Source organism: Maritalea mediterranea, from assembly GCF_021568695.1.
GTDB lineage: Bacteria > Pseudomonadota > Alphaproteobacteria > Rhizobiales > Devosiaceae > Maritalea > Maritalea mediterranea.
Map to the genome: position 1 here is coordinate 1173554 of NZ_JAKGTI010000001.1, position 18249 is coordinate 1191802.

The window sequence follows — 18249 nt, forward strand, 5'->3', positions numbered from 1 at the left end:
CGAAGGTCTGGGTGAAATGCACTAGACGTTTGGTTATGATAAGATTATGTAATGCGGGATTGTTGGTGCGTAGCGCGTGTGAACTTGTCCACAGCCATGCCGACAAACAGTATATGAAGGGATTGTAGATGGCTGGGGTCGGTATGCAGACGCCAAAGCGGCGCACGCGTATTCAGCGCGCGAATGAGAAAAAGATTCTCGAGGCGGCGCTGGAAGTGTTTTCACAAAATGGATTCCGCGGATCCACCATCGATCAAATCGCTGAAGAAGCCGGCATGTCAAAGCCCAACCTGCTATACTACTTCAAATCCAAGCAGGATATTCATGAAACGCTTTTGTCTCGTCTGTTGGATTCCTGGCTCGCCCCGCTGCGTGAACTGTCAGAAGATGGCGATCCGCTGGAAGAGATCCTGAATTATGTGCGACGCAAGACCGAAATGGCACGCGATTTTCCGCGTGAAAGCCGCTTGTTCGCCAACGAGATTGTGCAGGGTGCCCCACGCATCAAACCTATTCTTGAAGGCGAGATCAATGATCTTGTGCTGGAAAAATCCAAGATAATGGACAAGTGGATGCACGAAGGGCGGATCAAAAAAGTTGATCCCCGACATCTGATCTTTTCCATTTGGGCCACGACACAGCACTATGCCGACTTTGAAGTGCAGGTGAAAGTGGTGATGGGGCAGGGTATAGATGATCCAGCCCAGTTTGAGGCAACTAAAGCCTATCTGGAACAGCTGTTCACCTCGCTGTTGAAAGCAGATTAACGCCTAGTCTTCCTTGGCAAAGGCCAAAACCGCCAGCGCCAGAACAGTTACGAGAGCACCCATCGCGACGCTGGGGTTGACCCAACCGCGTCCGCTCACCCCTTCGATCAAGATGATAAAGCTGGGGGTGAGATAGCCATAAGACATGACTTTGGAAGCCGGCAGCCGCAAGCTGGCATATTGCAGCAAAAAGAAGGTGAGGGCAGTGGTGAAAATGGTCAGGTAAAGCCCGGCCCAATAAACCACCGCAGGCAAATTCAGCCAATCTGTTCTCAGGATTTCGACAAAGGCATAGATGAACAGGCAAAAGGCACAAGCTGCCAGGGTCCAAAAGGAAAACTGCACCACCGGCTCGCCCGTGTTCAGCCGTCGCACCAGCGGCGCATAGGCCCCATGAGCCACAACTCCGACAAAAAAGATCGCTTCGCCGGTGCCGATATTAAACGCGAGCAATGCATCCAGATCGCCGCGAAAGATCACCCAGATGGCGCCGATTGCGGCGATCATTAAGCTGATCAACATGCGAGGCGAGACGCGCTGGGCCAAAAAGACCACCCCGAACCCGGCGGATATCAGTGGCATCAGCGTAAAGACGGCACCAGTTGAAACCGGTGAGGCAATCTTCAGCGCTTCAAACATGGTCACGAAATAAACGCCCATCAGCGCGCCCAAAATCAAAAAACGATAGGGCTTTTGAGGTAAAATGGCGCGACCAGAGGTGAGCGGCACCCTTAAGAAGTATGCAATCAGCGCCATGACAATGGAGGCAAGCAAGAAGCGGGCGGCGCTGAGCGCGCCCGCATCAATATGCGGTGCGGCGAGGGCGCCAAAGGAAAAGGAAGCTGCGATCAACATGGAAAACAGGATCATAGCCAAATGGCCGCGAAGTTTTTCGCGGCCATCTATTGTGCGCCGGAATGAGGGGCGCTCAGATTCTAGTGTCGGGTTCTGGGCTATTCTGCCGCCTCCGGTTTGGCCCCTGGATTGTTGGGGTGAGTCGTCCAATTGGCATAATTGGGGTCAATTGGTTTGCCTGTGCGTGGATCCATCCCGGCAATTGGTTCCATGGTGATGCAATCATCCACCGGGCAGACATTGACGCATAGATTACATCCAACACATTCTTCGTCAATCACTTCAAAGCGGCGCTTGCCGTCCACCATATTGGTGATCGCCTGGTGCGAGGTGTCCTCACAAGCGATGTGGCAGCGACCGCACTCAATACATAAATCCTGATTGATTTTTGCCTTGGTGACATAATTGAGGTTGAGATATTGCCAATCCGTGACGTTGGGCACGGCGCGACCAACAAATTCATCAATCGAGGCAATGCCTTTTTCGTCCATCCAGTCGCTCAAACCGGTGATCATTTCCTGCACCACTTTGAAGCCATAGGTCATCGCCGCGGTACACACCTGCACATTGCCACAGCCCAAAGCGATAAACTCGGCCGCGTCGCGCCAGGTGGTGATGCCGCCAATGCCGGAGATGGGCAGACCTGCTGTTTGCGGATCGCGCGCAATTTCAGCCACCATATTCATGGCGATGGGTTTTACAGCCGGGCCGCAATAGCCGCCATGGGTGCCTTTACCATCAATGGTGGGTGAGGGGGCAAACTGATCCAGATCCACTGATACGATCGAGTTGATGGTGTTGATCAGGCTCACGGCATCCGCACCGCCAGCTTTCGCCGCTCGCGCTGGATATCGCACATCGGTAATGTTCGGCGTCAGCTTCACAATAACAGGCTTGGAATAGTACTTTTTGCACCATTCGGTCACCATCTGGATATATTCCGGCACTTGGCCCACCGCAGCGCCCATGCCACGCTCGCTCATGCCGTGTGGGCAACCGAAGTTCAGCTCAATGCCATCGGCACCGGTTTCTTCCACCAGCGGCAAAATCGCTTTCCAGCTGTCTTCATCACATGGCACCATCAGCGACACGATAATCGCCCGATCCGGCCAGCGCTTCTTCACTTCCGTGATTTCTTTCAGGTTCACATAAAGATCGCGGTCCGTGATCAGCTCAATATTGTTCAGCCCGATCAAATGCCGGTCATGTCCATAAATCGCGCCATAGCGCGGGCCATTTACATTGACCACGGGCGGGCCCTCGGCGCCAAGTGTTTTCCACACAACGCCGCCCCAGCCCGCTTCAAAGGCGCGCTCCACATTATAGGCCTTGTCCGTTGGTGGGGCCGAAGCCAGCCAGAATGGATTTGGAGACGTTATACCTAGAAAATTTGAAGTTAAATCAGCCATGAGTGTCTCCTCCTAACCCTGCAGAACTGAGTTGATATGTTGTGCGGCGATCTTGCCGTCCTCCACGGCCACAACCGTCAGGTCTTCGCCGCCGACAATGCAATCGCCACCGGCCCAGATTTTGGCATTGGAGGTCTGGCGTTGGTCATTCACCTTGATCCGCCCTCCTTCCAAATCAATCTGGCCGCCGCTCAATGCACTTGAATCAAATTTTTGGCCAATGGCCTTAAACACTTGATCGGCTGGAATAATCTGGGTTTCGCCGGTGCCGCTCAAGATGCCATCCGCAAGCGCGGTTGTTTCCACTTCAAGGCCACACACTTCGCCATCGCCATTCAGTTGAATAGCTTTGGGCTGCCGCCAATGTTTGATGTCCACCCCGTGGGTTTGCGCCAATTCCTGCTCATAAAGGCTGGCATTCATGGCCGACTGACCGCGACGATAGCAGATGGTCACGTTCTCCGCGCCCAGCAACTTGGTTTGAATGGCGATATCAATTGCGGTCATCCCGCCGCCGATCACGACAACATTGCGACCCACATTGAGGGTAGACTTGTCTTCTGCCTGGCGCAGCGCCGCAATATAATCGATTGCGTCTTCACAACCCGGCGCATCTTCACCCTCCAGATTCAGGCGATTGGTATTTTTCAGGCCCAGCCCCAAAAACACCGCATCATAGTCTGCGGCCAATTGGTCAAGCTCCACATCGCGCCCCAGCATCTGGCCATTTTTAATTTCAATACCACCAATTTCCAGCAAGAAATCAATTTCGCGTTGGGCAAAATTGTCGGTGGATTTGTAGCTGGCAATGCCGAATTCGTTCAGACCGCCGGGTTTATTCCGGGCATCAAAAACCACCACATCATGACCTTCGCGGGCCAAATGGTGTGCACAGCTCATGCCTGCGGGGCCAGCGCCAACAATGGCAATCTTTTTGCCGGTTTCGGGCTTGCGGGTGAAGGGGTGCGGACGTTTCTCGTCCATAAAGTGGTCGGTGGCATAGCGCTGAAGCTGGCCGATTTTTACGGGCTTGCCTTCAGCTTCCTCGCGTACACACACTTCTTCACACAAGGTTTCCGTGGGGCAAACGCGGGCGCACATGCCCCCCATAATATTCTGGTTGAAAATGGTCTTGGCCGACCCCACCGGATTATCCGTTGCGATCTGGCGGATAAACAGCGGTATGTCAATTGAAGTGGGACAGGCGGTCATACACGGTGCGTCATAGCAAAAATAACACCGTTCCGCTTCCACCTTGGCCTCGTGCCAATCAAGTGGCGCATGTAGATCGGAAAAATTCTCTTCATATTCAGCTGCGCTCAGACGTGCACTTCGTACATCACGCGATAAAACCTGCCGGTCAGACATCGTTCTCCCCTCCCTGATTTGACGCGGACGACTGTGCTTCAAACTCCAATGAACCAGTTTTCCTCGAACTGATCCTGCCATTTCCCAATGGCGCGGTATTCCGACGCCAACCGTTCGCGATCCGGTATCAAAATCTTGAATTATTTTTATCAAAAGGTCAAATTTTTATTTTCGCCTCGTATTTATCTTACGGAACCTTTCTCATAATGAGCCGTTTGGCCCGAAAAATCGCGGCATTTTGGTGCATAAGGCTAAGTAAGTCTTGTTAGTTTCAACAAGATGCATTAACAGCTGCACTGCGAATTGTTCGCATTCAAATAATGCTTTCCACCCTGATCGAAGGTGCTGATGTCCATCACGCGGACAGGGGGAAGCTATGTGTGTGAATAGTCAAAAGAATTTGTAAAAAATCGAGGTGATTACGATGGCTCATGTTGGCATGAAACTCCCGAAAGTGACCTTCCAGACTCGCGTACGCGATGAGTCAATTGAAGGCCCGAACCCATTCCGTTGGGAAGAAAAAACAACTGATGATTTCTTTAAAGGCAAGCGCGTTGTGCTCTTCTCATTGCCCGGCGCCTTCACGCCAACATGCTCCACTTACCAACTGCCAAACTACGAAAAAATGTTTGGTGAGTTTCAGGAAGAGGGTATTGATGCCATTTATTGCCTGAGCGTGAACGATGCCTTTGTGATGAACAAGTGGGGCAAGGACCAGGGCGTTGAAAATATCGGCCTGATTCCCGATGGCTCTGGCGAGTTCACCCGCAAAATGGGCATGTTGGTCAAAAAAGACAATCTGGGCTTTGGCTACCGCTCATGGCGCTATGCAGCAATCATCGACGATGGCGAGATTGTGGGCTGGTTCCCTGAAGAAGGCTTTGAAGATGATTGCGCGACCGACCCTTATGATGTGTCCAGCCCAGAGCATGTGATCACATGGCTGCGCGACAACAAGCCATTTGAAAAAGAGCAAGTTGCCTAGTTCGGCGAACGCCTGAACGATACAAATTTGGAAGGCGCGTGGTGAACGCGCCTTTTATTTTGCGCTATCGCGCGTTTGTAAGAACTGAATCAAAGACTCACTGGCCCCCAGAATATGCGCTCGGGTCAACGCAACGGCCTTGTCGGCATCCCGCGAGCTGCAGGCGTTCAAAATGCCCATATGCTCGCGCCTTGCCCGTTCCATCCCGTCAGTCAAAACCAATTGTGCCCGAAGATAGCTCTCAATCCGATCAAGCGCCTGGCTGACAATTTTCAGGTGATAGGGGCGCTCGGCCTTGGCATAAAGTGCATAGTGAAAATCACGATTGAGTTCGCCATACCGCGCCGAATCGGTTTCGGTGGCGAAGGCATCGCAAGCGCGGCGGGCTTTCTCGATCGTTTCATCGTCCATGTTCTCGACCGCATAGCGGATCACTTCGCCCTCCAGCAGCGCTCGAAACTCAAATATTTCGCGCACTTCATCCACGGAGAGGGAGGTGACCGTGGTGCCCTTATAGCGTTCTGTTTTCACCAGGCCTTGCTGCTCTAGCCGGGAAAGCGCCTCGCGCACGGGAATACGTGACGTGTTGAACATGTCTGCCAGCGCATCTTGCCGCAAATGCTCGCCCGCGCGAATTTCGCCGGTGAAGATCGCCTCGCGCAAGGCTTCAAAAATAAGATCAGCTGCCGAAGCCGATGCGCGCACGTTTGTTGCATTAAATTTCATAAGATTCGTATGCCCAAAAACAATTTGATCCCAACATAAATAGTCCGCCCCCCTTCGCCAAGCCTTGACTTAGCGCGCATTTGTGGCCGCGCTCAAAGCGGTCTTATCCAAAGGTATAGCATATTTTATAAAGAATATTGTAGATTGTATCCAATTTTATGTTATAGAGAAAATGTAAGACGCAAAATTGCCCTTGCTCGCTCCTGATTTTCGTTGCCCTTCATCGGATGGCGACTGGGGCAGAGGTCAAATTGCATCAACCTAACCGGGAGGACGGTATGAAATTTTTGAAAGTAGCCGCAATGGCGGCAATGGTGGCCGGATTGGCCGCGCCACAGGCATTTGCTGACAAGCTGGACGACGTGATCAACAATGGTGTGTTGCGTTGTGCTGTTGTGTTGGATTTCCCGCCCATTGGCTATCGCGACGAAAACAATGAGCCAGCTGGCTTCGATGTTGAATATTGTAATGATATGGCGGCAGCCCTTGATGTGGATGCGGAAATCATCCCAGTGACCTGGGCAGAGCGTTTGCCCGCCATCGTTACCAACCGTGCAGACATCGTGTTCGGCGGCACATCTGACTCGCTAGAGCGCGCCAAAACCGTCGGCTTTTCAATTCCTTACGCTATCTACTTCGCGCAAGCTGTTGTGGGTAAGGATAGCGGCATTGAGAGCTTTGAAGACATGAAAGGCAAGCGCGTGGCTGCCGCTGTGGGCACTGTACCAGAGCAAGAGTGGCTGAAGATTGCTGAAGAGTGGGGCGAAGAGAACCTCTATCAAGGTTATCAGAGCGAAAACGAAGTGTTCCTCGCCGTGGCGCAGGGCAAAGCGGATGCTGGTATCACCACCAACACCGCCGTCAAGCCAATCACCGAGCAATATGACAGTGTTGTGCCTGGACCACGTATGCCTTGGACCACAGACTACACTTCAGTTGCCGGCCCGCGTAAGGACGTGTCCTGGCTCAACTATATCAACCTGTTCATCACCCATCAGGTGCGTTCAGGTCGTTATGAAGAGCTTTGGCAGAAATATGTTGGCGATGCAGCTCCAGAACTGCGCATCCCTGGCGTAATGTACTAAGCGAAACCTGGGGTACTGACCCTTAGTCATCTGCTCGCGGCAACGCTCATGTGCTGCGGGCAGATTCCCCAACCCTAAACAAAGGAGGAGACGCAGGTGAACTTTGATTACACGTTCCACTGGCGTCCGGTGATCCGCAAACTACCAGAGCTGCTTGAAGCCAGCTTGGTCACCTTGCAGATTTCGGTACTCTCCATGATTATTGGCATTGGCATTGGCTTGGTGTTGGCCTTGTTGCGCATGGGTGGCCCGAAATATCTGTCCTGGATTGCCACCGCTTGGGTTGAAACCGCGCGCAACACGCCCGCTTTGTTCCAGCTTTTCTTCTTCTCTTTCGGCTTGGGTGCCTTTGGTTTGCACCTCACGCCTTATTTCATTGTGCTGGCCGGGCTGTCCTTTAACAATGCCGGTTATCTGGCAGAGAATTTCCGTGGCGGCTTTCAGGCTGTGCCCGACACGCAGATGCGTGCGGCGCGTTCCCTGGGCATGTCGGCCACGCAGGCTTACACGCGCATCATTATCCCGCAAGTGTTCCGCATTGTTTATCACCCCATGACCAACCAGTTGGTCTGGGCGGTGTTGATGAGCTCTTTGGCGATGATCGTGGGCTTCCGCGAATTGGCGGGCGAAACCCAGGCGCAAGCCTTCAAGACCTTCCGTATCTTTGAGTATTTCGCGGTCACCGCGCTCATCTATTACGTGATGGTGAAAATGATTTTGGGCATCTCCAGGCTGCTGTCCTGGCGTTTGTTCCGGTATTAGGAGGGGAGTGAATAAATGAACGATTCAATCGCATTCTTCTCTGGCTTTGGCCCCAAAGATCTTTGGATATTGGCGCAAGCGGCGTGGCAAACCCTGTTGATTTCGGCACTATCGATTTCAGGCGGAACAGTCGTCGGCATCTTTTTTGGCTGGATCCTGTCTGAATCGAAAGTGGTCGGTGCCATCACCATTGGCTTCATTCTGGATGCATTCCGGTCCATACCGCTGATTATTCAGCTGGTGTTGTTCTACAATTTGTTCAACGTCATCGGTTTGGCGGTCAGCCCGTTCATGGCAGGCGTGATCATTTTGGGGGTCTACACCTCCGCGCTTGTGGCCAGTGTGGCCCGTGGCGGCATCGAATCTGTGGGCACGCCTATGCGCCGTGCCGGGCGATCCTTGGGCTTGAGCTATTTTCAAACCATGCGCCATGTGGTGTGGCCTATCGGGCTGCGTGCCGTGTTCCCCTCATGGGTCGGTGTTGCGCTTGGTGTGCTGAAAGACAGTGCCCTGGTGTCCGTACTTGGCCATCCAGAACTCTTGAAAGTCGCGCGTGATCTGATCACGCGAACTCAACAACCCTTGCTTGTGCTCGCAGTGGCCGGCGCGTTCTATTTCGCGCTCTCATTTCCCATCTCGCGCTACGCAGCACATCTTGAAAGGAAGTGGCAGTCATGATCGAAATTAAAGAACTGCACAAATATTTCGGCGCTCTGCATGTGCTGAAAGGCATTGATCTCAATGTCAAAAAAGGCGAAGTGCTGTCCATCATCGGCGCGTCCGGCTCCGGCAAGTCCACCTTGCTTTATTGCATCAATGGGCTGGAGGCGATCCAAAAGGGCGAAGTGAAGGTCGATGGCGTGTCTGTGCACGACAAAGGCACGGACCTCAACAAACTGCGCACAAAAATGGGCATGGTGTTCCAACAATGGAACTCGTTCCCGCATCTGAGTGCGCTGGAAAATGTCGCCCTGGCCCCGCGCATTGTGAAGGGCAAATCCAAGTCGGAAAGCCGTGAAATTGCGCGAGCTCAGCTCGAACATGTGGGTTTGAACGACAAGATTGACGTGTACCCGTCAGCCTTGTCTGGCGGTCAGCAACAGCGTCTGGCCATTGCTCGCGCCTTGGCCATGGAGCCGGAATATATGTTGTTTGACGAAGCCACATCCGCGCTGGACCCTGAATTGGTGGGCGAAGTGTTGGACACAATGCGGCTTTTGGCAGAAGAGGGCATGACCATGATTTGCGTCACCCACGAAATGGGCTTTGCCCGTGATGTGAGTGATCGCGTGGCCTATTTCCATGAGGGCGTTATGGAAGAAATTGGCCCGCCAGAACAGATTTTTGGCAAACCGGAAAGCGCGCACACGGCGAAGTTTTTGGCCAACGTGCGATAGGTTTTCTATAACGAGTTGAGAGTGAATATGCGCAGGGCGGAATCGCCCTGCCACCAGTAAGCTATTGCGAAGGAAAAGGTGCAATGACTGCGAATATTTTTACGGGCTGCATCCCGGCTTTGATGACCCCCTGTAAGGCGGACCGCACGCCAGATTTTGATGCGTTGGTGCGCAAGGGCCAAGAATTGATTGAGGCGGGCATGTCTGCCGTTGTCTATTGCGGTTCGATGGGCGATTGGCCGCTCATTTCAGATGAAGACCGTCAAACAGGCGTGGCCCGTTTGGTGGAAGCTGGCGTGCCAACCATCGTTGGCACCGGCGCGGTCAACTCAAAAATTGCCGCTGAACATGCTGCCCACGCGCAAAAAGTCGGCGCCCATGGCTTGATGGTGATCCCGCGTGTTTTGTCACGCGGCACATCCATCACCGCGCAACGTGCCCACTTTGCAGGCATCTTGAACGCAGCGCCTGATCTGCCGGCTGTGATTTACAACAGCCCCTATTATGGCTTTGCCACCCGCGCGGACCTGTTCTTTGACCTGCGCAAAGATCATAAAAATCTGGTCGGCTTTAAAGAGTTCGGCGGCAAAGACGATTTGCGCTACGCCGCTGAATATATCACCAGCCAATCCGACGATGTCACGCTGATGATCGGTGTGGACACAACCGTTGTGCATGGCTTTGTCAATTGCGGCGCTGGCGGTGCTATCACCGGCATCGGCAATGCCCTGCCGAAAGAAGTGCTGCACCTTGTGGCATTGTCGCAAAAAGCAGCCACCGGCAACGCTGCCGCGCGGGTTAAAGCCAATGAGCTGGACGATGCCTTGGCTGTTCTATCCTCGTTCGATGAGGGCGCAGATCTGGTGCTTTATTACAAGCATTTGATGGTGCTCAATGGCGACACCGAATATGAGCTGCACTTCAACGAGACCGACAAATTGTCGGATGCCCAGCGTAATTACGTTGAACAACAATATGCTTTGTTCCGCGCTTGGTATAAAGATTGGAGCCAGCAACCGGACGTGTTGGCTCTCAACGATTAATTCGGATTTAGACCGAAAATACGCCAAACCACGATCCTGTAGATTGGAGTAACTAATGGAATATAAAAGCTTTATTGGCGGTGCCTGGCATGAGACATCTGACAGCACCCCCAATGTGAACCCATCGGACACCTCAGACATTTTGGGGCATGCCGCCGTGGGTGGCGCTGATGATATGGCCCGCGCAATTGACGCGGCCTCTGGCGCCGCCGCACAATGGGCAAAATCCACACCGCAGCAACGTTTTGACGTGCTGGACTTCATCGGCAGTGAGATTTTGGCGCGCAAAGCTGAATTGGGCGAATTGCTGTCGCGTGAAGAGGGCAAAACCTTGCCTGAAGGTATTGGCGAAGCCGCACGCGCTGGCCAAATCTTCAAATTCTTCGCGGGCGAAACCTTGCGCCAAACTGGCGATGTTCTCGCCTCCGTGCGCCCCGGCATTGGTGTGGACGTTACGCGTTCGCCCGTTGGCGTTGTTGGCCTTATCACGCCATGGAACTTCCCCATCGCGATTCCCGCATGGAAAATTGCGCCAGCTTTGGCGTTCGGCAATGCCGTGGTGTTGAAGCCAGCGGAATTGGTGCCGGGTTGCGCCCATGCGTTGGCGGAAATCATCTCCCGTTCCGGCTTGCCGGAGGGCGTGTTCAACCTTGTGTTTGGCCGCGGCTCTGTTGTCGGGCCGGAATTGATCGGTTCGAACAAGGTCAACGCCATCAGCTTCACAGGCTCCGTCGGCACAGGCCGTGCCATCGCCGCCGATTGCGGCAAATTGCTGAAAAAGGTGCAGCTTGAAATGGGCGGCAAAAACCCAATGGTTGTGCTGGACGATGCAGACCTCGACATTGCAGTTGATGTGTCCGTAAACGGCGCCTATTTCTCCACCGGCCAACGCTGCACTGCCTCATCACGTTTGATCGTAACCGAAGGCATCCACGACAAATTTGTGGCGGCTGTTGAAGAGCGGTTGAACAACCTCAATGTGGGCCATGCCTTGCGCAAAGAAACCCATATTGGCCCGGTTGTGGATGAAAAGCAGCTTCAGCAAGACCTGGATTATGTGGACATCGCAACCAAAGATGGCGGCAAAGTCACTGGCGGTCAGCGCTTGAATCGCGACACCGAAGGCTTCTTCATGGCGCCCGCCTTGGTGACTGAAACCACCAACGATATGCGCATCAACCGCGAAGAAGTGTTTGGCCCCGTGGCCAGCGTGATCCGCGTGAAGGATTATGATGAGGCGCTTGCCGTGGCCAACGATACGGAGTTCGGCCTGTCATCCGGCATCTGCACCACATCGCTGAAGCACGCGTCACACTTCAAAGCCAATGCCGAAGCCGGCATGGTGATGGTGAATTTGCCCACCGCGGGCGTGGATTATCACGTGCCATTTGGCGGCACCAAAGGGTCCAGCTTCGGCTCACGCGAGCAGGGCACGTACGCGGCGGAATTCTACACCACCGTCAAAACAGCTTACACCCTCCCATAAGGTGTGCGCCCGGCGGCGGTGCACGCCGCCGGGCATTTCTTCAAGATTAAGAGGCGCATATGGCCACGCAACCCAAACATGATGTGATTATTATCGGCGCCGGCATCATTGGCTTGGCCATCGCCCATTATGTGCAGCAGACCGGGCGTAAAGTCACTTTGGTGGACCGCAAGGGCGTGGCGCAGGAAGCCAGCTTTGGCAATGCGGGGGCCTTTGCCTTGGCTGATATTTTCCCGTTGGCGTCGCCGGGCATCATGCGCAAAGCGCCAAAATGGCTGCTTGATCCGCTGGGTCCGTTGTCGGTGCGTCCACAATATGCGCTCAATATCGTGCCCTATCTGCTCAAATTCTTCCGCGCCTCCTGGCCGGATCAATATCGCAAATCCATTGTCGCTCAATCAGCCTTGCTCGACCTTTCTGCCAGCGAAGTCGATCGCATGGCGCAGATTCCGCAGATCGGCACTCAAATCCGCACCGATGGTGCGCTGCAACTTTATGAAAGCGAGCGCGAGTTCGCCGCCAGCCAATCCAGTTGGCAGGCGCGGCTAGAGTTCGGCATCGAATTTGAACATCTCGATGCAAACCGCTTGGCTGACTTGCAGCCGGGCCTATCCGGCCACATCAAACGCGCGACCTTCATTCCCAAATGGCAAACGGTCAATGATCCCTTCGAGTTCGCCCAAATCCTGTGGCGCATGGTGCAGCAGGATGGCGGCGCGTTGATCACGCAAGAAGTTCAAGCCATTTCCAAAGCGGGCGAAGTGATGCTCGCCAACGGCGATATGCTTTCGGGCAATCACGTGGTGGTTGCCGCTGGCGCGTGGTCGCATCAGTTGGCCAAGCAGGTAGGCGACCATATCCCGCTTGAAAGCGAGCGCGGCTACAACACCACTTTGCCCGTCGACGCGTTCGACCTGAAGCGTCAAATGATCTTTGGCGAGCATGGCTTTGTTATGACTCCGCTTTCCACCGGCATTCGTGTCGGCGGCGCGGTCGAATTTGCCGGGCTGGACGCCGCGCCAAATTACAAGCGGTCTGAAATCATGTTGCAAAAGGCCAAGCGCTTTATGCCAGACTTGAAAACAGAGCAGGGTACCCAATGGATGGGCTTTAGACCCTCCTTGCCAGACACATTGCCCGCCATCGGCAAAAGCGCCCACACGCCCAATGTCAGCTATGCCTTCGGTCACGGCCATTTGGGGCTCACCCAATGCTTTGCCACGGGCAAACTGATGGCCGAACTGATTGACGGTCAAACGCCGTCACTTGATTTAACTCCCTTTAATCCGTCTCGTTTTTAGGAAACTCCCATGGCGAAACACAGCTTTTTCTGCATTGATGGACATACTTGCGGCAATCCCGTGCGCCTTGTGGCGGGCGGTGGGCCAGACCTGAAGGGCGCGAACATGATCGAAAAGCGCGCCCATTTTCTGGCCGAATATGATTGGGTGCGCCTTAGCCTGATGTTTGAACCGCGCGGCCACGATGTGATGTCCGGCGCGATCCTTTACCCACCCACCCGCGATGATTGCGACATCGCCATTCTGTTTATCGAGACCTCAGGCTGCTTGCCCATGTGCGGCCACGGCACCATCGGCACCGTCACCATGGCGCTGGAAGAAGGGCTGGTCACGCCAAAAGAACCGGGCGTGCTTTATCTTGATGCCCCTGCCGGGCGCATCAAGGCCGAATACACCATGAAAGACGGCTATGTGGAAGAAGTGCGCATCACCAATGTGCCGAGCTTCCTTTATGCCAAAGGCCTTACCGTTACGGTACCTGATCTGGGCGAAATCACCGTCGACGTGTCTTATGGCGGCAACTTCTACGCCATCGTAGAACCGCAGGAAAACTTCAAAGATATTGAAGGCCTGTCATCCCTCGATTTGATCCGCTGGTCGCCGCAATTGCGCGCCGCGCTCAATGAGAAATACGAGTTTGTACACCCCGAACATCCTGAGATCAACGGCTTGAGCCACGTCCTCTGGACAGGCGCTGCCCGCGATCCCGAAGCCACGGCCCGCAACGCGGTGTTTTATGGCGACAAAGCCATCGACCGCTCGCCTTGTGGCACAGGCACATCGGCTCGCATGGCCCATTGGGTCGCCATGGGCGATTTGGCCGTGGGCGAAGACTTTGTGCATGAGAGCATTATCGGCTCGCTGTTCCGCGGCCGGGTAGAAGCGGCCACTAAAGTGGGAGACCGTGATGCCATCATCCCATCAATTGGCGGCTGGGCCCGCAAAACCGGATACAACACGATCTTTGTTGATGATCGTGACCCATTCAAACATGGCTTCATTTTGCCATAGGCAAAAGGGCGACGGAGGACATTATGAAAATCACTGCACTGCGCGTTTATCAGATTGATTTGCCGCTGAGAGAAGGCCGGTACAACTGGTCAAATGGCAACTTTGTTGAAGTGTTTGATTCAACCGTTCTGGCGGTTGAAACCGATGCAGGCATCACAGGCTACGCCGAATGCTGCCCGCTCGGCTCCGCCTATTTGCCCAGCTATGCCAAAGGCGTGCGCGAAGGGCTGAAAGAACTGGCCCCCCACGTCATCGGCCTTGATCCACGCGATTTGAACATCATCAACAACGCCATGGATGCGGGCTTGCGCGGTCACCTCTACGCCAAAGCGCCCATCGACATCGCCTGTTGGGACATTTTGGGCAAAGCCACCGACCTGCCGGTTTACACCCTGTTGGGCGGCAAACAGCAGGAAAAGGTCGCGCTTTACCGCGCCATTTCGCAGGAAGACCCGGAAATGATGGCCAAGAAAATCGATGGCTATCGCAATGAAGGCTACACCAAATTCCAGCTCAAAGTCGGCGGCGATGCCAATGACGATATTGCCCGCATCCATGCCACCCGCGAGGTGCTGGACCGTGGAGAAGTGCTGGTCGCTGACGCCAATACTGGCTGGAACCGTCACGAAGCCGCGCGTGTCGCCGCCGCCGTGGCCCATCTGGATGTTTATATCGAACAGCCCTGCATGACCTATGAAGAGTGCCTGTCCATCCGCCGCCGCACCGCGCGTCCCTTCATTATGGATGAAAACATCTTTGATGAAGCCATGCTGCGCAAAGGCTTGGCCGACGATGCCATGGACGCGATCAATCTGAAAATCTCGAAAGTCGGCGGCCTCACCAAGGCGCGCCTGATGCGTGACATTTGCGTCAATGCAGGTCTGGCCATGACCATTGAGGACACATGGGGCGGCGACATCGTCACCGCCACCATCGCCCATCTGGCCGCGTCCACCCCGGAAGCATTCTCGTTCTCGGCCACGGACTTTAACTCCTACGGCACTGTCGATTTCGCCGCATGCGCCCCCAAGCGCGTGGATGGTTTTATGTCGCCAGCAGACGCGCCGGGCTTGGGCGTTGAGCCAGATTTCGACGTGTTGGGTGAACCCGAATTTGAATTGAGAGGCTAATATGCGGTCGAGCAAAACCATTCATGTGGTGTCCTGCCATGCCGAAGGCGAAGTGGGCGATGTGATTGTCGGCGGCGTGGCGCCGCCGCCGGGCGAAACCCTTTGGGAACAGCGCAAGTTCATCGAACAAGATGAAACGCTGCGCAATTTCGTGCTGAACGAGCCGCGTGGCGGCGTGTTCCGCCATGTGAACCTGTTGGTGCCGCCAAAGCACCCTGAGGCGCAAATGGGCTTCATCATCATGGAACCAGCCGACACGCCACCCATGTCCGGCTCCAACTCCATCTGCGTGTCCACCGTGCTGCTCGACAGCGGCATTTTGCCAATGACAGAGCCAGAAACGCATCTGACATTGGAAGCGCCTGGCGGGCTGATCAAAGTGGTGGCGCAATGCAAAAATGGCAAAGCCGAAAGCATCACCGTCACCAATGTAAAAAGCTTTGTCGACCAATTGCAGGTGCCGCTTCGAGTTGAAGGCGTGGGCGAAATCACCGTCGACACAGCCTATGGCGGCGACAGCTTTGTGATGGTCGACGCCGAAGCATTAGGCGTTGAGATTAAACCAGAAAATGCCAAAAAACTGGCAGACCTCGGCACCAAAATCACAGCCGCTGCCAACGCACAACTCGGCTTCACCCACCCGGAAAACCCGGATTGGGATCATATTTCCTTCTGCCAATTTATGGGCAAAACCACACGCGAAGGAAACATCCTTTCCGGCGCCAACGCCGTGGCCATACGTCCGGGCAAAATCGACCGCTCCCCCACCGGCACAGGCTGTTCCGCCCGCATGGCGCTGATGCTGGCCAAAGGCGAAATGGACGCGGGCGACAAATATATCGCCACCTCGATCACAGGCTCAAAGTTCAACTGCGATATAGCCGAGCAGGTCAAATGTGGAGACCGCAACGCCATCCTGCCGCGCATCAATGGCCGCGCTTGGATCACAGGCACCCATCAGCACATGTTGGACCCGTCCGACCCCTGGCCAGAAGGTTACCGCCTCAGCGACACTTGGCCGATGGATCAGGACTAAAGCTCATCTCCCAAGGGGTAAGCGACTTTCGCCAAGAGACGACACGTATAAGACCGGCGGTTATCGTTGGTGCTAGGAGCAAAAAACCTACAAACCCAAACCAATATCCCATTGTGCTCATAAATGCTGGCCCACTAAAAAAGAAAAAATCAAACAGGAGTTTGGTGGGCGTCAGGATGGTGCAGAGTAATAGGGCATTTTGCCAAAAGCCCATATAAAGCAACGGAGGTGTCTGCCATCCAAACTTTTTGTGCAGCCATAACGCAATGCGTGGAGGCTCAATAGGTTCGCTCGACCAAAATAGCTTTTTCTCGTGCAATTCGGTCAACGCTTGAAGCAGTTTATGTTCGTAAGATTTCATCTGAAATTCCGGAAATTGGCTTAAAGTATGGAGGCATTTTTTCTCGGTCTTCGTTTTTTCTTCAAGATATTGAAGCCAAATATGGATTCCGTCCACAAGGGCCTATAGCTCATCCCAAGGGGTAAGATTGTGTTTGTGGGCGCTTACGCGATAATAAAGGTTCATAAAGCCGCCAAAAAGCAAGCCAACCAGGATGCTGCTGCCCATCGCCAAGAGGGGCGGCACATTGCTATGCGACCAGAATAAAAACCACATCAGCACACCCCAGATGACACCGAAATATAGGCCGTTGAGCACAAACGCGTTCAGCGGCTTGCTATAATGCGGCGGCCGCACCTGCAGTCCAAACGCCCGCGCCAGCTTGTGTATTGGCGGCGTGTGGTTGGATTTTCAAATTTTGGTGGCCTGAAGCTCTTCTATCGCCTTTTGGTATTTTTCCTCAAAGCCCATAAGTGCTTGCCTCAAAGATCTTCCCAGCGCGAGAGGGCACAATCCTCCCGTTCATTTTCCACCTGGGCGCAGTAAAACACGGCATAGATCAGCCCGTAGCTCACAAACATCAGTGGTAAAAACGGCATGGGCATCGAAAAACCAAAAATGTTTTTCAGTAAAAGGCAACTGGAAGCACTCACCAGCAGACCGAACAAGATTGTTTGTTGCACAAACAGCTGCAAAGACTCCCGATAATGTACAGGTCGGATCGGTAATCCGATCCGATAAAGCAAAGCGTCAAATCTTTTCAGTTGAACAATTGAGTCTAACCGGCAATTTTCAAGTTCCGCCTGCGCTTTTGCAAGCTTGTCAGAAAAAGTCATTAATAATATCCGCAAACCATCCACATGAATCACTATCTAACAATTCGCAGATAATTACAATTCTTGTGAATTAACCCATTGCTGCCGATTGGTAAGTATAGGCAGTTCTTCTACAACAACCTCATCTGCCAGCGAAGAATATCCGCTGGATTAGGCTTCAACCCGTTTCGGCGCACTGCGCACGGCGCTGTCCAGTTCCAGCAACACCCGAATATTGCGTCGATTGTCGGTCAAATCAGCAATCGTATACTCGTCCAGCACGTCAAAAAACGCATTGAGCGCGCGATAGAGCGCATGGTTAAACCCGCATGTGCCGATCAATGGGCAGGTGTTTGATTCGAGATCGAAACATTCAGCCATGTCAAAATTATCTTCTGTGGCGCGGATCACTTCGCCCAGCCCGATATCTTTGGCCTCGCGTTTAAGCTTAATGCCGCCATGCCGTCCGCGAACAGTTTCCACAAAGCCTGACGCATTCAAAATCTGCAATATTTTGAACAGAAACGTCTCTGAAATATCGTAAAACTCGGCGATATCGGAGATTTTACTAAGGCTGTCATTGCTGGCGCAATACATCAATATGCGCACAGCATAGTTAGACTGTTTCGTTAAACGCATCGCATGGTCCTAACTTGAGATTTAGGCTCAGCATAAAGCCTATACCGGCAAAACTCAAATGGTTTCGGAGGCGAGAATGCCCCCATTGGCCGCG

At 53.8% G+C, this 18249-nt stretch carries 19 protein-coding genes and 1 pseudogene; 12 read left to right on the forward strand and 8 right to left on the reverse strand.

What is annotated here, in order from left to right; genetic code table 11:
- The first annotated feature begins 143 nt into the window (after positions 1-143).
- Positions 144-767, forward strand: coding sequence for a TetR family transcriptional regulator C-terminal domain-containing protein (locus tag L1I42_RS05730; protein ID WP_236113524.1), 624 nt, complete (start codon positions 144-146; stop codon positions 765-767).
- Positions 768-770: 3 nt separating this feature from the next.
- On the opposite strand, the gene L1I42_RS05735 is transcribed toward L1I42_RS05730, so the two are convergent.
- Genes L1I42_RS05735 through L1I42_RS05745 form a run of 3 tightly spaced genes read right to left on the reverse strand, consistent with a single transcriptional unit; the run spans position 771 to position 4399 of the window.
- Positions 771-1772, reverse strand: a complete 1002-nt coding sequence (locus L1I42_RS05735) for a DMT family transporter (RefSeq protein WP_255768494.1) — start codon at positions 1770-1772, stop codon at positions 771-773.
- Positions 1721-3031 (reverse strand): NAD-dependent dihydropyrimidine dehydrogenase subunit PreA, encoded by a 1311-nt coding sequence (gene preA, locus L1I42_RS05740; protein ID WP_236113526.1) that lies wholly within the window; start codon positions 3029-3031, stop codon positions 1721-1723. The genes L1I42_RS05735 and preA overlap by 52 nt, the downstream gene beginning before the upstream one ends.
- A 12-nt stretch (positions 3032-3043) precedes the next feature.
- On the reverse strand, positions 3044-4399 hold the full coding sequence (locus L1I42_RS05745; protein ID WP_236113527.1) for an NAD(P)-dependent oxidoreductase: 1356 nt from the start codon (positions 4397-4399) through the stop codon (positions 3044-3046).
- Between the two features lie 424 nt (positions 4400-4823).
- Between L1I42_RS05745 and L1I42_RS05750 the strand changes: the two genes are divergently transcribed.
- Entirely contained in the window at positions 4824-5384 is a 561-nt protein-coding gene (locus L1I42_RS05750) for a peroxiredoxin (RefSeq protein ID WP_236113528.1), read from the forward strand.
- A gap of 54 nt (positions 5385-5438) precedes the next feature.
- On the opposite strand, the gene L1I42_RS05755 is transcribed toward L1I42_RS05750, so the two are convergent.
- Positions 5439-6110 (reverse strand): GntR family transcriptional regulator, encoded by a 672-nt coding sequence (locus L1I42_RS05755; RefSeq protein WP_236113529.1) that lies wholly within the window; start codon positions 6108-6110, stop codon positions 5439-5441.
- A gap of 278 nt (positions 6111-6388) precedes the next feature.
- Here L1I42_RS05755 and L1I42_RS05760 point away from each other — a divergent pair, with 278 nt between their 5' ends.
- The 10 genes from L1I42_RS05760 (at position 6389) to L1I42_RS05805 (ending at position 16361) form a co-directional block, all read left to right on the forward strand.
- Positions 6389-7195, forward strand: a complete 807-nt coding sequence (locus L1I42_RS05760) for a transporter substrate-binding domain-containing protein (RefSeq protein ID WP_236113530.1) — start codon at positions 6389-6391, stop codon at positions 7193-7195.
- Between the two features lie 96 nt (positions 7196-7291).
- Positions 7292-7957: an amino acid ABC transporter permease gene (locus tag L1I42_RS05765; protein ID WP_236113531.1), complete on the forward strand. Its 666-nt coding sequence runs from the start codon at positions 7292-7294 to the stop codon at positions 7955-7957.
- A 15-nt stretch (positions 7958-7972) separates the two neighbouring features.
- Positions 7973-8635, forward strand: a complete 663-nt coding sequence (locus L1I42_RS05770; protein ID WP_236113532.1) for an amino acid ABC transporter permease — start codon at positions 7973-7975, stop codon at positions 8633-8635.
- A complete protein-coding gene (locus L1I42_RS05775; RefSeq protein ID WP_236113533.1) occupies positions 8632-9354 on the forward strand; it encodes an amino acid ABC transporter ATP-binding protein in 723 nt (240 codons plus the stop codon). Before L1I42_RS05770 ends, L1I42_RS05775 begins: the two co-directional genes overlap by 4 nt.
- A gap of 83 nt (positions 9355-9437) precedes the next feature.
- A complete protein-coding gene (locus L1I42_RS05780) occupies positions 9438-10397 on the forward strand; it encodes a dihydrodipicolinate synthase family protein (protein ID WP_236113534.1) in 960 nt (319 codons plus the stop codon).
- Between the two features lie 55 nt (positions 10398-10452).
- Positions 10453-11883, forward strand: a complete 1431-nt coding sequence (locus L1I42_RS05785; RefSeq protein ID WP_236113535.1) for an aldehyde dehydrogenase family protein — start codon at positions 10453-10455, stop codon at positions 11881-11883.
- Positions 11884-11942: 59 nt separating this feature from the next.
- Positions 11943-13184: an NAD(P)/FAD-dependent oxidoreductase gene (locus L1I42_RS05790; protein WP_236113536.1), complete on the forward strand. Its 1242-nt coding sequence runs from the start codon at positions 11943-11945 to the stop codon at positions 13182-13184.
- A gap of 9 nt (positions 13185-13193) precedes the next feature.
- A complete protein-coding gene (locus tag L1I42_RS05795; protein ID WP_236113537.1) occupies positions 13194-14195 on the forward strand; it encodes a 4-hydroxyproline epimerase in 1002 nt (333 codons plus the stop codon).
- A gap of 23 nt (positions 14196-14218) precedes the next feature.
- A complete protein-coding gene (locus L1I42_RS05800; RefSeq protein ID WP_236113538.1) occupies positions 14219-15325 on the forward strand; it encodes a cis-3-hydroxy-L-proline dehydratase in 1107 nt (368 codons plus the stop codon).
- 1 nt (position 15326) lies between these two features.
- Positions 15327-16361, forward strand: coding sequence for a trans-3-hydroxy-L-proline dehydratase (locus tag L1I42_RS05805; RefSeq protein WP_236113539.1), 1035 nt, complete (start codon positions 15327-15329; stop codon positions 16359-16361).
- Here L1I42_RS05805 and L1I42_RS05810 read toward each other — a convergent pair.
- From L1I42_RS05810 to rirA, 4 genes and pseudogenes are all read right to left on the reverse strand, one after another.
- The gene (locus L1I42_RS05810; RefSeq protein ID WP_236113540.1) at positions 16330-16722 is read right to left on the reverse strand and encodes a DUF6404 family protein; all 393 of its coding nucleotides are present in this window, start codon (positions 16720-16722) and stop codon (positions 16330-16332) included. The genes L1I42_RS05805 and L1I42_RS05810 overlap by 32 nt on opposite strands.
- 102 nt (positions 16723-16824) lie before the next feature.
- A pseudogene (locus tag L1I42_RS05815) lies at positions 16825-17100 on the reverse strand (DUF6404 family protein); the annotation flags it as partial.
- An 83-nt stretch (positions 17101-17183) separates the two neighbouring features.
- Positions 17184-17537 (reverse strand): DUF6404 family protein, encoded by a 354-nt coding sequence (locus L1I42_RS05820; RefSeq protein WP_236113542.1) that lies wholly within the window; start codon positions 17535-17537, stop codon positions 17184-17186.
- A gap of 150 nt (positions 17538-17687) precedes the next feature.
- Entirely contained in the window at positions 17688-18155 is a 468-nt protein-coding gene (gene rirA, locus L1I42_RS05825; protein ID WP_236113543.1) for an iron-responsive transcriptional regulator RirA, read from the reverse strand.
- Positions 18156-18249 lie beyond the last annotated feature (94 nt).

Bases quoted from the DNA above. Each gene is read 5' to 3' on its own strand.
- L1I42_RS05730 (WP_236113524.1), top strand. From the start codon at position 144: ATGCAGACGCCAAAGCGGCGCACGCGTATTCAGCGCGCGAATGAGAAA.
- preA (WP_236113526.1), bottom strand. From the start codon at position 3,031: ATGGCTGATTTAACTTCAAATTTTCTAGGTATAACGTCTCCAAATCCA.
- L1I42_RS05745 (WP_236113527.1), bottom strand. From the start codon at position 4,399: ATGTCTGACCGGCAGGTTTTATCGCGTGATGTACGAAGTGCACGTCTG.
- L1I42_RS05750 (WP_236113528.1), top strand. From the start codon at position 4,824: ATGGCTCATGTTGGCATGAAACTCCCGAAAGTGACCTTCCAGACTCGC.
- L1I42_RS05755 (WP_236113529.1), bottom strand. From the start codon at position 6,110: ATGAAATTTAATGCAACAAACGTGCGCGCATCGGCTTCGGCAGCTGAT.
- L1I42_RS05760 (WP_236113530.1), top strand. From the start codon at position 6,389: ATGAAATTTTTGAAAGTAGCCGCAATGGCGGCAATGGTGGCCGGATTG.
- L1I42_RS05770 (WP_236113532.1), top strand. From the start codon at position 7,973: ATGAACGATTCAATCGCATTCTTCTCTGGCTTTGGCCCCAAAGATCTT.
- L1I42_RS05775 (WP_236113533.1), top strand. From the start codon at position 8,632: ATGATCGAAATTAAAGAACTGCACAAATATTTCGGCGCTCTGCATGTG.
- L1I42_RS05780 (WP_236113534.1), top strand. From the start codon at position 9,438: ATGACTGCGAATATTTTTACGGGCTGCATCCCGGCTTTGATGACCCCC.
- L1I42_RS05785 (WP_236113535.1), top strand. From the start codon at position 10,453: ATGGAATATAAAAGCTTTATTGGCGGTGCCTGGCATGAGACATCTGAC.
- L1I42_RS05790 (WP_236113536.1), top strand. From the start codon at position 11,943: ATGGCCACGCAACCCAAACATGATGTGATTATTATCGGCGCCGGCATC.
- L1I42_RS05795 (WP_236113537.1), top strand. From the start codon at position 13,194: ATGGCGAAACACAGCTTTTTCTGCATTGATGGACATACTTGCGGCAAT.
- L1I42_RS05800 (WP_236113538.1), top strand. From the start codon at position 14,219: ATGAAAATCACTGCACTGCGCGTTTATCAGATTGATTTGCCGCTGAGA.
- L1I42_RS05805 (WP_236113539.1), top strand. From the start codon at position 15,327: ATGCGGTCGAGCAAAACCATTCATGTGGTGTCCTGCCATGCCGAAGGC.
- L1I42_RS05810 (WP_236113540.1), bottom strand. From the start codon at position 16,722: ATGAAATCTTACGAACATAAACTGCTTCAAGCGTTGACCGAATTGCAC.
- L1I42_RS05820 (WP_236113542.1), bottom strand. From the start codon at position 17,537: ATGACTTTTTCTGACAAGCTTGCAAAAGCGCAGGCGGAACTTGAAAAT.
- rirA (WP_236113543.1), bottom strand. From the start codon at position 18,155: ATGCGTTTAACGAAACAGTCTAACTATGCTGTGCGCATATTGATGTAT.